The organism is Streptomyces sp. AM6-12, from assembly GCF_044327085.1.
Classification (GTDB): Bacteria; Actinomycetota; Actinomycetes; order Streptomycetales; family Streptomycetaceae; genus Streptomyces.
Genome location: NZ_JBIQWN010000001.1, coordinates 918,639 through 932,394, shown reverse-complemented (window position 1 = coordinate 932,394; position 13,756 = coordinate 918,639). Strand labels below are relative to the sequence as shown.

General features: G+C 74.6%; 11 protein-coding genes. 5 read left to right on the top strand and 6 right to left on the bottom strand.

From position 1 onward, the window contains the following. Both ACE4Q9_RS04150 and ACE4Q9_RS04145 read left to right on the top strand, forming a co-directional pair. Positions 1–1,377: an NtaA/DmoA family FMN-dependent monooxygenase gene (locus ACE4Q9_RS04150; protein WP_397982848.1), complete on the top strand. Its 1,377-nt coding sequence runs from the start codon at positions 1–3 to the stop codon at positions 1,375–1,377. A gap of 199 nt (positions 1,378–1,576) precedes the next feature. Beyond that, positions 1,577–3,292 (top strand): LuxR C-terminal-related transcriptional regulator, encoded by a 1,716-nt coding sequence (locus ACE4Q9_RS04145; RefSeq protein WP_397982847.1) that lies wholly within the window; start codon positions 1,577–1,579, stop codon positions 3,290–3,292. A gap of 22 nt (positions 3,293–3,314) precedes the next feature. Here the strand turns inward: ACE4Q9_RS04145 and ACE4Q9_RS04140 are convergent, their stop codons facing one another. Together ACE4Q9_RS04140 and ACE4Q9_RS04135 are read right to left on the bottom strand one after the other, a co-directional pair. Beyond that, the gene (locus ACE4Q9_RS04140; RefSeq protein WP_397982846.1) at positions 3,315–3,668 is read right to left on the bottom strand and encodes a hypothetical protein; all 354 of its coding nucleotides are present in this window, start codon (positions 3,666–3,668) and stop codon (positions 3,315–3,317) included. Positions 3,669–3,697: 29 nt separating this feature from the next. After that, a complete protein-coding gene (locus ACE4Q9_RS04135; protein WP_397982845.1) occupies positions 3,698–6,310 on the bottom strand; it encodes a CHAT domain-containing protein in 2,613 nt (870 codons plus the stop codon). 74 nt (positions 6,311–6,384) lie between these two features. Between ACE4Q9_RS04135 and ACE4Q9_RS04130 the strand changes: the two genes are divergently transcribed. The 3 genes from ACE4Q9_RS04130 to ACE4Q9_RS04120 are packed head-to-tail and all read left to right on the top strand — an operon-like array spanning position 6,385 to position 8,986. Next, on the top strand, positions 6,385–7,809 hold the full coding sequence (locus ACE4Q9_RS04130; protein ID WP_397982844.1) for a S8/S53 family peptidase: 1,425 nt from the start codon (positions 6,385–6,387) through the stop codon (positions 7,807–7,809). A gap of 59 nt (positions 7,810–7,868) precedes the next feature. Then, complete coding sequence (locus tag ACE4Q9_RS04125) at positions 7,869–8,444, top strand: RNA polymerase sigma factor (protein ID WP_397982843.1); 576 nt, start codon at positions 7,869–7,871, stop codon at positions 8,442–8,444. Beyond that, the gene (locus tag ACE4Q9_RS04120) at positions 8,441–8,986 is read left to right on the top strand and encodes a hypothetical protein (protein WP_397982842.1); all 546 of its coding nucleotides are present in this window, start codon (positions 8,441–8,443) and stop codon (positions 8,984–8,986) included. Before ACE4Q9_RS04125 ends, ACE4Q9_RS04120 begins: the two co-directional genes overlap by 4 nt. Positions 8,987–9,022: 36 nt before the next feature. On the opposite strand, the gene ACE4Q9_RS04115 is transcribed toward ACE4Q9_RS04120, so the two are convergent. The 4 genes from ACE4Q9_RS04115 to ACE4Q9_RS04100 all read right to left on the bottom strand — a co-directional run bounded on the left by ACE4Q9_RS04115 (position 9,023) and on the right by ACE4Q9_RS04100 (position 13,639). Then, positions 9,023–10,252: a cytochrome P450 gene (locus ACE4Q9_RS04115; protein ID WP_397982841.1), complete on the bottom strand. Its 1,230-nt coding sequence runs from the start codon at positions 10,250–10,252 to the stop codon at positions 9,023–9,025. Positions 10,253–10,360: 108 nt separating this feature from the next. Continuing rightward, positions 10,361–11,179 carry an N-formylglutamate amidohydrolase gene (locus tag ACE4Q9_RS04110; RefSeq protein WP_397982840.1) on the bottom strand — a complete coding sequence of 273 codons (819 nt, stop codon included), beginning with the start codon at positions 11,177–11,179 and terminating at the stop codon, positions 10,361–10,363. Positions 11,180–11,188: 9 nt separating this feature from the next. Continuing rightward, the gene (locus ACE4Q9_RS04105) at positions 11,189–12,328 is read right to left on the bottom strand and encodes a homoserine O-acetyltransferase (protein ID WP_397982839.1); all 1,140 of its coding nucleotides are present in this window, start codon (positions 12,326–12,328) and stop codon (positions 11,189–11,191) included. Beyond that, the gene (locus ACE4Q9_RS04100) at positions 12,329–13,639 is read right to left on the bottom strand and encodes a bifunctional o-acetylhomoserine/o-acetylserine sulfhydrylase (protein WP_397982838.1); all 1,311 of its coding nucleotides are present in this window, start codon (positions 13,637–13,639) and stop codon (positions 12,329–12,331) included. Between the last annotated feature and the right edge of the window lie 117 nt (positions 13,640–13,756).

Genomic DNA, 13,756 nt, shown 5'->3' with positions numbered 1-13,756 from the left:
ATGAGCAAGCCGCTGAAGCAGATCCATCTGGCCGCCCACTTCCCCGGCGTCAACAACACCACGGTGTGGAGCGACCCGGCCGCCGGCAGCCACATCGAGTTCAGCTCCTTCGCGCACTTCGCGCGCACCGCCGAACGCGCCAAGTTCGACTTCCTGTTCCTCGCCGAGGGCCTGCGCCTGCGCGAACAGGGCGGGCAGATATACGACTTGGACGTGGTGGGCCGCCCCGACACCTTCACCGTGCTGGCCGCGCTCGCCGCCGTCACCGACCGGCTCGGCCTGACCGGCACCATCAACTCCACGTTCAACGAGCCCTACGAGGTGGCCCGCCAGTTCGCCAGCCTGGACCACCTCTCCGGCGGACGCTCCGCGTGGAACGTGGTCACCTCCTGGGACGCCTTCACCGGCGAGAACTTCCGCCGCGGCGGCTTCCTGCCCCAGGAGGAACGCTATTCGCGCGCGAAGGAGTTCCTGGCCACCGCGCACGAGCTGTTCGACTCCTGGAGCGCCGACGCGATCCTCGCCGACCAGGCCACCGGGGCCTTCCTGCGGGACGCCAAGGCCGGCGCCTTCGTGCACCAGGGGCAGCACTTCGACATCCACGGCCGGTTCAACGTGCCGCGCTCCCCGCAGGGCCGCCCGGTGATCTTCCAGGCGGGCGACTCCGACGAGGGCCGCGAGTTCGCCGCCGCCGGCGCCGACGCGATCTTCAGCAGGTACTCCCACCTGGCGGAGGGGCAGGCCTTCTACGCCGACGTCAAGGGCCGCCTCGCCAAGTACGGCCGCCGCCTCGACCAGTTGCTCATCCTGCCCGCCGCGACCTTCGTGCTCGGCGACACGGACGCCGAGGCCGCCGAACTCGCCCACGAGGTGCGCCGGCAGCAGGTCAGCGGCGCCACCGCCATCAAGCACCTGGAGTTCGTCTGGAACCGGGACCTGTCCGGGTACGACCCGGAGGGCCCGCTGCCCGACGTCGATCCGCTGGTGAGCGAGGAGCACATCTCACGGGGCCGCGCCCAGGTGCGGATGTACCGGGACCCCGTCGCCATCGCGCGGCAGTGGCGCGAGCAGGCCGAGGCCAACAAGTGGTCCATCCGCGATCTGGTGATCAACAACGGCAACCGGCAGACCTTCGTGGGCTCGCCCGCCACCGTGGCCCGGACCATCAACGAGTTCGTGCAGGCGGACGCCTCCGACGGGTTCATCCTCGTCCCGCACATCACACCGGGCGGCCTCGATCCGTTCGCCGACAAGGTGGTCCCGCTCCTCCAGGAGCAGGGCGTCTTCCGCGCCGACTACGAGGGCAGCACCCTGCGCGAGCACCTGGGCCTGGCCCACCCCGACGCCGCCGCCCCGGCCGAGCGGGCCGCCTCGTAGGCGGAGATAGGACACCGGCGTGGGCGCGCACGTCACCTCCCCCGTGAGTGACGTACGCGCCCGCTTCCCCCGGTGACGCGGCGATGGGCACGGGCGCCGGGTCATGCGGCCAGCGTGCCGTCCCGCGATCGCGGGCGCCTGAGTCGGGGGCTACTCAAATCGCCCTGTATCAAAGGTGAGTACGCGTGCTCTGGTAAGTGTGAGGACTTACGAACAGGATGCGAAGACGCTCGGACCGCGCTGGCCGTTCACCGGCCGGGTAGACGAACTGGAACTGCTGCGGGGCGCGTTGACCGCGTCCCGGCGCGGCATCGTGGTGACCGGTCCGGCCGGACGCGGCAAGACGCGGCTGATCACGGAGGCGGTCCGGGGCACGGACCACGCACGGGTGAACGGAACGCCCGAGGCCCGCCATCTGCCCCTCGCCGCCTTCGCCCACCTGCTGCCCGGACCCGGCTCGCTGCACGGCGCGGTGCGGGCCCTGTCCGGTGTCCGGCTCCTCGTCGTGGACGACGCCCAGCTGCTGGACGAGGACTCCGCCGCGCTGGTCCACCAGTTGGCCGCGCACGGGCGTACCCGGCTGATCGTCGCCGCGGCCGACGAGGCGCCGGTGCCCGGCGCGGTCTCCCGGCTGTGGACCGGGGAGCTGCTGCCCCGGCTGGCCCTCGCCCCGCTGCCCGAGGAGGACACCGCGGCCCTTCTCGGCGCGGCCGGGTTCGAGGCGCTCACCGTACGGCGGCTGCACCGGCTGTGCCGGGGCGATCTGCGGCTGCTGCGCTCCCTGGCGGCCGCGCTCGCGGCCGGGGACGCCCTGGTCGCCGTACCCGGCACCGGCGAACGCGCCTGGCGCGGCCCGCTGCCCCTCACCCCGGCCGTCCGCGACCGGCTCGCGCCCCTGCTGGCGCGCTCCGTGCCCGGCGAACGCGAGACCCTCGAACGCCTCGCCTTCGCCGAGCCGGTCCGGCTGCCGCTGTACGGCCTCGACCTCGACGTCCTCGAAGGGCTGGAGGCGGCCGGCCTGATCGCCGTGGACGACGCCGGCCGGGCCGGGCTCGCCGACCCGCTGCACGGTCCGGCGCTGCGCGCGGCGACCGGGCGGCTGCGGGCGCGCCGGCTGAGCCGGGACCCGGCGGGCCTGGATGCCGCGCTCGATGCCGAACAGCGGCGCCTGACTGGGCGGTTGGCGCGGATGGACGTGCGGCCGGTGGTCACGCCGGTGGGGGACTGGCTGGTGGCCGAGGGGGAGCCGGTGCCGGCCGGGTACGCGGCCGTACGGGCTCGGTTCGCCCGGCTGCAAGGCGCGGTGCGGGACGCCGCCGCGTGGGCGCGGGAGGGGCTGCGGTGGACGCCGGGGGACAGCGAGTGCGATACGGAACTCACCCTGGCTGAAGCGGAGTTGGACGGATCGGGGCCGCGCGGCCGCACCGAGGGGGATGTGTACGCGCGCTACCGTGCCGTACGCGTGGGGGAGGCCGCCAGCGCGCTGCCCCCGGGCAGTGTGCTCGCCCGGCACGCGGAGGCGCTGGCGCGGGGGGAGGGGGACGCGCTGGACCGTGCCGCGGCCGCCCTGGAGGAGCGCGGCTTCCTGCTGTTCGCGGCGGAGGCCCACGCCCAGGCCGTACGCGCCCACCGCGACCCCCGGTCCGGGCGCCGCTCCCGCACCCGCGCGCTCGCCCTGGCCCGCCGCTGCCAGGGCGCGCGCACCCCGGCGCTGGCCGGGCTGGTGTTCGGCGAACTCACCGCGCGGCAACGGCAGATCGTGGCCCTGGCGGCGGCGGGCCTGAGCAACCGGGAGATCGCCGAACGGCTGACGCTGTCCGTGCGGACGGTCGGCAACCATCTGTACGGCGCGTACACGCGGCTGGGCACGGGTGACCGGGAGGCACTGCCCTGCCTGCTGGACAGGTCCGCCTAGCGCCGTGGCCGCATACATGCGCTCACCGGGTTGGTGACCTACGGCGTGCCTGATCGGCGGGCTGCTGCTCGCGCAGGGTCTCGATGTCGGCCGCCAGCACGGCCATGTCGCGCACGTGCGTGTAGTACCCGGCCGCGTACTCGTCCTCGATCGCCGGGAGGACCGCGTCGAACACCGTCGTCAGCTGCGCGAGGCCAGACCGCTGCTGCTCGGCGAGAGGCCCTTTGAGGACGCTCGTGGCGTAGCCGTAGGCGTCCGCATCGAGCATCACCATGTCCTCGCCCTCGATCTCCAGGCCGCGGAAGCCGGGCGGGAACGGCCGGGAGGCGTGCTCGGCCGTCATCCATGAGAGCGCATTCACCTTCTCCTCGAACATGCCTGCGATTATGGCAGGCGCATCCGGGCTCACGCCGCTCCGAACGCCGCGAAGGCCCACCCCGTCGCCTGGTGCACCGGGTCGGACGGCAGGGTGGTCCGGGCGTCGCGGAGGGATTCGGCCAGCGAGAGGCCCGCGGTGAGGCCCTTGTGCAGGGCGAGCATCAGCGGGATCACCGCCGCGTCGTTGACCGGGGCGCTGCTGGCCACCACCCCGGCCGTGCCCAGCGGCAGCAACGCCGTGACCAGGCCGAGGAGTTCGTCCGCGCCGACCGAGGCGAGCCGCGCGGTGTCGCAGCTGGAGAGGATGATCCGGTAGGGACTGCGGGCCAGCCGCTCGAAGTCGTGCACGATCAACGGGCCGTCCGCCATCCGCAGCGCCGAGAAGAGGGGACTGTCGGCGCGGAACGTGCCGTGGGCGGCGAGATGGGCGAGCCCCGCCCCGTCCAACTCCGCCAGTACGCGCGGGACATGGGCGTCGTCGCCCTCCAGTACCGTCGCCGTGCCGTAGCGGTCCGCCAGCTCCGGGACCTCCGCGCCACCGGTGGCGAGTCCGGGGCCGCGCACCAGGACGGTACGGCCCTCGCGCGGCGGTTCCGTCTCGCGGGCGCGCAGCCAACTGCCCGCCGACGGCGACACGCTGAGCACCCGCTCGCGCAGCGCGGGCAGCAGCGCCCACGGCACCCGGTGCAGCGCGCCCGGCGGCACGATCACCACCGGACCGGCGCCCAACAGCGGCACGGCCCCGGCGAGCAGCAGCTCCTGGAGCCGGGCGCCCGCCGCCTCCACCAGCGGCAGCCGCGCCTCCGCACCCGGATGCGCGAGCCGCCGCAACCCGGCCTGGACGTACTCCGCCTCGGCCACCGCGTCCGCGAGCGGGCCGCCCACGAACCGCCGCACCCTGCCCTGGCCGCACAGCAGCACATGCACCCGCCCTTGGACGACGGCGAGTTCGACCAGCCGGCCCTCGCCGAGCCGGTCCAGCAGCCGGGGCACGTCGAAGCGGGCCCCCTCGTGCGGGGCGGAGCCGCGGATATGGCGGGTACGGGAGCGGATCTCCCGCTCCAGGCGCCGCTGTTCGCGCTCCAGGGCCGGCACCGGGCGGCCCTCCATCCGGGCCTGCTCCGCGCGGGCCGCGATCTCCCGGTACGCGGTGAGACCGCTGAGCAGCGTCGCGTCGGCGGGCGGCCGGGTCGGCGGGGTGGACAGCACCGTCGCCCGCCACCGCTCGCTCCACTCGAGGAGCCGCCGCGGGCCGCCGTGGGTCAGGCTCACCTCCTGTGCCAGCGCGGCCAGTTCGGCGCCCTGCGCGGTCACATGGGCGCGCAGCTCCGAGGCGCCCAGCGTCATGCGGTGATCGTCCAGGACGTCCAGACCGCGCCGGCACGCCTCCAGCACCCCCCGCCCGGACCCTGCCGCCCGCGCCCGCAGCGCCTGCGCCGCCCAGCCGGTCATCCGGGCCGGCGGCGGGCCGCTGCGGCGGCTGCGGGCCGCGACCGCGAGGTGCCGTTCCGCCTCCGCCGTCCGGCCCAGGGCCAGCGCGATCCGGCCCGCGAGCAGTGACGCCTCGGGCGCGGCGGGCGAGCCGAACGCGGCCAGCCGCTCGGCCACCGCCGCCGCGTCCGCGACCAGCCGCCCCGAGCGGCGCCCGGCCGCCGTCCGCGCCTCGATCAGCACCAGCCGGGCGTGCGTCTCCCACCACAGCCGCCGCTGCGCCGCGAACAGCCGTACGGCGACGGCCGCGCGGGCGATCGCGGTGGGCGCGTCCCCGGCCGAGCGGGCCGCCCGCGCGGCGGCCAGCAGCAGCTCGGCCTTGCGGGTCGACTGCCCGCCGATCCGGTCCAGCAAGGCGATCGCCGCGTCGGCCTCGGCCAGCGCCTCCGGGGCGAGCCCCGCGGCCATCAGCACCTCGCAGCGCCGTACCGACAGCATGTAGGTGGGCGTGTCGAGCTTCGCGTACCGCTCCTCCGCCTCGTCCAGGAGCCGCAGCGCGAGCGGGATGTCCCCGGAGCGGAACGCGGCCAGGCCCCGGCTCTCCACCGCGTCCGCCTTGTCGTGCTCCTGGCCGGTGGTGTCCCACAGCCGCTCCGCCGCCGTGAAGTCCGCGTCGGCCCGCTCCACCGCGCCGAGCGCCAGATGCACCGTGGCCCGCAGGGTCAGCGCCCGCGCGGTCCAGATGTCGTCGCGCAGTTGCCTGAGCACCGGCAGAGCCCGCCGTACGTCCTCCAGCGCCTCCCGGTGATGCCCCAGCACCCACCAGACGTACGCCCGCCGGTACAGCACGCGGGCCCGCGTGTGCCCCGTGCCGCGCGCGATCCCGCGCTCGAAGGAGGCGAGCCCCTGCCGTGTGCGCCCCGCGTGCACCAGTGCGACCCCCAGCGTCGCCAGCACATCCGCCTCCCGGTCGGCGGACTCGGCGCGCGCGGCCAGATCACGGGCCCGGCGCAGATGGGTGAGCGCGATCCGCAGGTCACCGAAGTCCCGCTGCCAGATGCCGAGGACCTGGTGCGCGATGCTGGCGGGCAACGGTGCCGGGGCGGCGGCGAGCAGCAGCTCGGCGCGTGCCCGCGCCTCGCCGGGGTCGGCGAACACCAGGGGCAGCAGTTCCAGGGCAGGCTCGCTTCCCGCTGTCACGCCTCGCATGGTAGTGGCCTGTATCAGACGGCGGACCGGCGGCTCTCACTCACGTACACCGCCGCACAGGGGGAGGACTCGGCATGGCACCGCAGCGATATCGCGAGCAGTTCGATCACATCCAGCGCTCGATGCCCGGCGTCCCATTGGCGATGGGCCCGGACGACGAAGCCCATCCGCTGTACGAGAAGGGGGTCGTCCTCGCCCGGTCCGGGCGGGAGGCCCGCGCCGTCGAGGACGCGGTGCGCGCCCACTTCACCGAGACCCGCGGGCTGCTGCCCGAACACGTGCGCCGTGAAGGGCCGGACGGCGGCCGCGGCGGTGTCGCCCGTATCCGGGTCGGCGCCCCGGACCTTGGTGACGACGCCGTGCCGCACGCCCTGGACGCCCTGCGGCCGGCCGAGGAGCGGCTCGGGCGCCGGCTGGTCGGCCGCAACCACGTCATGCACATCGCGGTCAACGCCTGCCCCGGCGACGAACCGGTGCCCATCGCGCGCACCGCGTCCCCCAACCCGGCCGCCGCCGGAACCGGCCACGACCCCGGCACCGCCGTCCGCGTCCTCGTGGTCGACACCGGTCTGGTGCACGACCACCACGCCTACCCGCTGCTCGCCCACACCACCGGCGACACCCAGGCGGCCGAGACCGACCGCGGCGGGGTGCTGCGCCAGTACGTGGGCCACGGCACGTTCATCGCGGGCATCCTCGCGGCCGTCGCGCCGAACACCGACATCACCGTCCGCGGCACCCTGAACGACGCGGGCGCGGTACTGGAGTCGGAGTTCGGCGCCAGGCTGTTCGAGGCCGTCGACGAGGGCGGCTGGCCCGATGTGCTCAGCCTCTCCGCGGGCAGCCCGGCCGCGGGCCTGCACGGACTGCTCGGCCTGGACGCGTTCATGCGCGAACTGCGCGCCCACCGCACCCTGTTGGTCGCCGCCGCCGGGAACAACGGCAGCGACGTCCCGTTCTGGCCCGCCGCGTACGCGGCCCTGCCCGAGTACGCGGACAGTGTCGTGTCGGTCGGCGCGCTGCGCTCGGACGGCGAAGGCCCCGCCTGCTTCAGCAACCACGGCCGCTGGGTGCGCGTCTTCGCCCCGGGCGAGCGCCTCACCAGCGCCCTCACCGGCTTCGGCGCCCCGGTTCCGTACCTCTACCAGCACTCCACCTTCGACGACTGCCGGTACGGCTTCGACTACTCCTGCACCTGCCAGTACCCGCGCCACACCGGCGAGTTGAGCGAGGCCCGGCAGAGCACCGGGGGCAAGCCGGAGCAGGTGATGTTCGACGGGTTCGCGCAGTGGAGCGGCACCTCCTTCGCCACCCCGGTAGCCGCCGGGCTCGTCGCCGCCCTGATGACGGCGGAGCGCGAGCGCGACCCGCGCACGGCCGGGGCCCGGCTGCTGGCGGAGGCGACCTACCGCACCGATGTGCGCGGGGCGACGGTGCTTGCGCTGCGGCCGCCCACCTGGCGCCCGGTTCCGGTTCCGGCCCCGGCGCTGCCCGCGTGAGCGCCGGAACCCTCCGCTCCACGGCGTACCATGGCGAGCCCTATACGAGGGGTGGGGCCGTGGACCGAACAGAGGTCGGCGCGCTCGTCCGGTCCGCCGTCGACGGGGACGCCGCGGCCTGGAAGGCGCTGGTGGAAGGGATGAGTCCGCTGGTGTGGTCGGTGGTGCGCGCCCATCGGCTGTCCGATGCCGACGGGCACGAGGTCTTCCAGACCGTGTGGTTCCGCTTCGCCCAGCACCTCGGGCGGATCCGGGAGCCCGACAAGACCGGCGCCTGGCTGGCCAGCACCGCCCGCCACGAATGTCTGAAGGTCATCAAGGGCATGACGCGGCTCACTCTTACGGATGATCCGCAGGTGCTGGACCGGGCCAGCGACGACCGTACGCCGGAGCAGACGCTGATCGACTCCGAGGAGGCGGCGGACCGGGCCGAGCGGGTCCGCCGCCTGTGGCAGGAGCTGGACGAACTGGGCGAGCGCTGCCGGCAGTTGCTGCGGGTGCTGGTCGCCTCGCCGCCGCCCAGCTATGGGGAGATCTCGGCCGCGCTCGGCATCGCGGTCGGCAGCATCGGCCCCCTGCGCCAGCGCTGTCTGCGCCGGCTGCGGGCCCGGATGGACCAGCGGGGTGCGGCATGAACGAGGACGACGGGTTCCCGTACGACGGAGCGGACGGAGACGGTGACGAGTCGGCGGACGCCCTCACGGAAGACGCCGGCACGGCGGACGCCCTCACCGAGGACGCCCGCATGGCGGACGCACTGCTGGAGGAGGAACTTCGCCAGGCGGCGGCCGTCCTCGATCCCGTGCCCGGCTTCCTGCGCCAACTCGCCGTGGACGCCTACGCCTTGCGTGATCTGGACGCGCGGATCGCAGAGCTGACCTTCGACTCGCTGGTGGACGCGCTGCCGGTGCGCGGGGTCACGGACGCCCCGCGCATGCTGACGTTCCGCGCGGGCGCGCTCACCGTCGACGTCGAGGTCACGGGGGACGGGCTGATCGGGCAGGTGCTGCCCCCGAATGCGGCGCGGATCGAGGTGCTCGGCTCTCCGGGCACCGCCCGCCCGGTCGCCGTCGACACCCTCGGCCGCTTCACCAGCGACGATCCGCCCTCCGGACCCTTCGCCCTGCGGCTGCGCACCGGCTCGGAGGTGATCGTCACGGAGTGGCTGCGGGCCTGACGGGGGACGGGCCCGCCAGGTCGGAGGGGGTTCGCCTCACCAGGTCACCGGCAGGGTGCGCGGCCCCCGGATCATCGTCTGCCGCCGCCACTCGACCTCCTGCGGCGGCACGGCGAGCCGCAGCCCCGGCAGCCGGTCCAGGAGCGTGTCCACCAGCAGTTCGAGCTGGAGGCGGGCCAGGACCGCGCCGGTGCAGTAGTGGTGCCCGTTGCCGAAGGCGAGGTGCGGGTTGGAGTCCCGGTCCGGGTCGATGACGTCCGGGTCCGGGAACACCTCGGGATCGCGGTTGGCGGCCAGGTACGAGACGTACACCGCCTCGCCCGCGGCGATCCGGTGCCCGGCGATCTCCACGTCCTCCAGGGCGATCCGGGCGAGCCCGACCGTGCTGCGGTGCGGAATCCAGCGCAGCAACTCGTCGAGCAGCGGGCCGCGTTCACCGGGCCGCGCCCGCATGCGCGCCATCAACTCCGGCCGGGTCAGCAGCAGATAGAGCATCTGCCCGCAGTTGTGGGTGACCGCCTCGCCGCCGATCTGCAAGGGACCGGCGAGCCCGACGGCCTCCCGCTCGGCGATCTCACCGCGCGCCACGGCACCGCCGAGCATCGAGTAGACGTCCTCGCCTGCGCTGCGTGCGCGGGCCCGGACGATGTCCGTGATCCAGCCGTACAGCCCGTTCTTGGCCCGGTCGGCGGCCGCCGCGCCCCCGGACAGGGAGATGATCTGCCGGGTCCAGGCGTGCACCTGCTCCCGGTCGGTGTCGGGGACGCCCATCACCTCGCTGACGACGAACAGCGGGAACGGCTCCAGCACCCGCTCGACCAAGTCGGCGGGCGGACCCTCGCGGAGCATCGCGTCCACCAGCTCGTCCAGGATCTCCTGGGCGCGGGGCCGCAGCCGCTTCATCGCGCCGACCGTGAAGGCGCCGGCGATGGGCTTGCGCAGCCGGTTGTGGTCAGGCTGGTCGGCCCAGGCGAGCGAGCCGGGGCGGGGCGCGAAGTTCGGGGCCAGCCGGGTGACCTGGCCGCGCGCGACCTCCGCGCGGCTGAACCGGGGATCGTTGGTGATCAGCTTCACGTGTTCATAGCGGGTGGCCAGCCAGGCCCAGCCCTCGCCGAAGGGCAGCCGTATTCGGGTCAGCGGTCCCTCGCGCACCAGCGCCGTGAGCACCGGGTCGAACTCGGTGCCCTCCAGGTCGAGCGCGGGCCAGTCCCGTACGGGAGGCGGCGGTTCCTGGCCGGTGGGCGCGCTGGTCTCCATGGTCGTCATGCCCTCCACGATGGGACGGGGCGCGGCGGGTGTCGTGCGGGACTGCTCCAGGCGGAGGGTGTGCGGTGCGCCGGCCTGCGGGTCCGCGGGGACGGCGGCGGGGCCCGGCTACAGCGCGTCGACCAGCGCGGCCAGCGCCGCCGCGAGCCGGTCGAGCCCCGCTCCGGCCGGTCCGCCGGGTTCGTCCATGTAGGTGTCCCGCCGGATCTCGATCATCAGCGCCTCGACGCGGGGCTCGGTGCCGTAGTACTCCAGCGGCACGTACGTCCCGGCGAACGGGCTGTCCAGCCCGGTCCCACCGCACTGCGCGAACGCCTCGCGGGCGGCGGCGAGCAGCTTCGGCGGGGTGTGGAAGAGGTCGGTGCCCAGACACACCGGCGGACGCGGGCCGTCTCCGTGCAGCTCGTAGGGGAGCGCCCGTGCCGGGTAGGAGTGCACGTCCACGACCACGGCCCGCCCGGTCGCCGCGAGCCGGTCCGCCACCGCCCGTGTCATGGCCGCGGCGTACGGCCGGAAGTACCGCTCGAGCAGCGGCCCGGGGTCGGTGTCCGCGGGCCGCAGCGCCTCGCGGTGCGTGGTCCGGGTGTACACCGCACCCATGCCGGCGGCGAGCATCTCCTCCCGCTCGTCCGGGAACCGCTCCGGGTCCACCACCAGCCGCGACAGCCGGTTCACGAACCGCCACGGCGCGCGGCCCGCGAGCTGTGCCGCCCGCCCGGCCAGCTCCGCGGTGTGCGCGTCCGTGATGTGGTCCAGCTCCCGCTCCAGCGCGGCGTCGTCCAGCAGGATCCCGTCCCGGACGTCACCGGGGACCGCGCGGGCGGAGTGGGGTACGTGCAGCAGGACGGGGGAGTCGGGGGCGCCGGAATACAGGCGGAAGGAGGTCACGGCTGCTCCGGGGACGGGCGGTACGGGCCACACCACCATGCCACGGACTCAGCCCAGCACCTCCCGTACGAGCGCTCCCACTTGCTCCGTCTCGATCAGGAAACCGTCGTGCCCGTACGGCGATCGGACCACCCGCGTCCGGTCCGCACCCGGAATCAGCGCGGCCAACTCCTCCTGCTGGGCCAGCGGATAGAGCCGATCGGAGTCGACCCCGGCGACCAGAGTGGGGGCCGTGACACGGGCGAGGGCGGAGCGCAGGCCGCCCCGCGAGCGGCCGGCGTCATGGGCGTTCATCGCCTCCGTGAGGACGACGTAGCTCGCCGCGTCGAAGCGCCGTACCAGCTTCTCGGCATGGTGGTCCAGGTAGGACTCCACCCGGTAACGGCCGCCCCGCCAGGGGTGCTCGGCGTCCTGCGGGGACCGGCCGAAGCGGGCGGTCAGCTCCGGTTCGCTGCGGTAGGTGACATGCGCGAGGCGGCGGGCGAGACCGAGGCCGGTGTGGGGGCCACGCGCGGCATCGTGGTAATCGCCGCCTTGCCAGTCGGGGTCCGCACGGATGGCGCGCAACTGGATCCCCGCCCAGGCGATCTGCTCCGCGCTCGCCGCCGCCGTCGTGGCGAGCAGCAGCAGCGCCCCGGTGCGCTCCGGGTACGACACCGCCCACTCCACCGCCCGCATCCCGCCCATCGAGCCGCCCGCCACCAGGGCCCAGCGGTCGATCCCGAGCGCGTCCGCGAGATACGCCTCCGCCGCGACCTGGTCCCGCTGGGTGAGGAACGGGAAGGCGCCGCCCCAGGCCCGGCGGCCGTCCGGGCGCGGCGAGGACGGCCCGGTGCTGCCCTGGCAGCCGCCCAGCACATTGGGGGCCACCACGAACCACCGGTCGGTGTCCAGCGGCCGCCCCGGCCCGACCAGCGGCTCCCACCAGCCGGGCGTGGGATGGCCGGGGCCGGCCGGACCCGCCACATGGCTGTCGCCGGTCAGCGCGTGTAGCACCAGCACCGCGTTGGACGCGTCCGGTGCGAGCCGCCCCCAGGTCTCGAACGCCAGCCGTACGCCGGGCAGTTCACCGCCCGCCTCCAGCCGCAGCGGCCGCCCGGCCGGCCACCACTGCCGACGGCCCGGCGGATCGCCCTCCCGCCAGGCACCGGTGGCAGGCAGCTGCCCGGTCGCCGTGACCGCGCTCACCTACGCGCCCTTCGCCGCGCGGAACCCGGCCTCCAGATCCGCCTTGAGATCGGCCAGGTTCTCGATGCCGACCGACAACCGCACGAGACCCGGCGTGGTGCCGGTGGCCGCCGCCTCCTCCTCGGTGAGCTGACTGTGCGTGGTGGACGCCGGATGGATGATCAGACTGCGTACGTCGCCGATATTCGCGAGATGGCTGAACAGCTCGACCGCGTCCACGAACCGCTTGCCCGCCTCGATCCCGCCGCGCAGCTCGAAGGAGACGATGGCACCGGCCCCGCGCGGCAGGTACGTCCGCCCGGCCTCGTACCACGGGCTGGACGCGAGGCCCGCGTAGTGGACGGCCGCCACCTCGTCGCGCCCCTCCAGCCACTCGGCGAGCGCCTGCGCGTTGGCGGTGTGCCGCTCCAGCCGCAGGCTCAGCGTCTCCACGCCCTGGAGCAGCAGGAACGCCGAGTGCGGGGCGAGCGCCGGGCCGAGGTCGCGCAGCAGCTGCACCCGCAGCTTCACCGCGAACGCGCCCGGACCGAGCGCCGGCCAGTAGCGCAGCCCGTGGTAGCTCGGGTCCGGCTCGCTGAAGTCGGGGAACCGGTCCGGGTGGGCGCCGAAGTCGAAGGTGCCGCCGTCCACCACCACACCGGCGATCGCGGTGCCGTGCCCGCCGAGGAACTTGGTCGCCGAGTGCACCACGATGTCCGCGCCGTGCTCGACGGGCCGCAGCAGGTACGGGGTCGGCACGGTGTTGTCCACGATCAGCGGCACCCCGCCCGCGTGCGCCACGTCCGCGACCGCCCGGATGTCCAGCACATTGCCGCGCGGGTTGCCCAGCGACTCCGCGAACAGCGCCTTGGTGTTCGGCCGGATCGCCGCCCGCCAGGCCTCGGGGTCGTCCGGGTCGTCCACGAACGACACCTCGATGCCGAGCCGCGCCAGCGTGTGCCGGAAGAGGTTGTACGTGCCGCCGTACAGCGCCGTGCTGGAGACGATGTGGTCGCCGGCGCCCGCCAGGGTCAGGATCGCCAGGGTCTCCGCGGCCTGCCCCGAGGACAGCGCCACCGCCCCGACGCCGCCCTCCAGCGCGGCGATCCGCTGCTCGAACACGTCCGTGGTGGGGTTGTGGATCCGGGTGTAGATGTTGCCGGGCTCGGCCAGCGAGAACAGGTCGGCCGCGTGCCGGGTGTCCCGGAACACGAACGAGGTGGTCTGGTAGACGGGGGTGGCCCGTGCGCCGGTCGCGGGGTCGGGGGCGGCGCCCGCGTGGATCTGCTTCGTCTCGAAGGACCAGGCGGCGGTCTCGGGCTGCGTGCTCATGGTGCGTGCTCCTCGTGCGCGGGAGGCGGTGACGTGGCACGAGGCAACCACGCGTCTTCTCCGGCCAACAGGCTTACGCGCCAGGCGACATGAGGACGTCATGGACGACATGCGGCC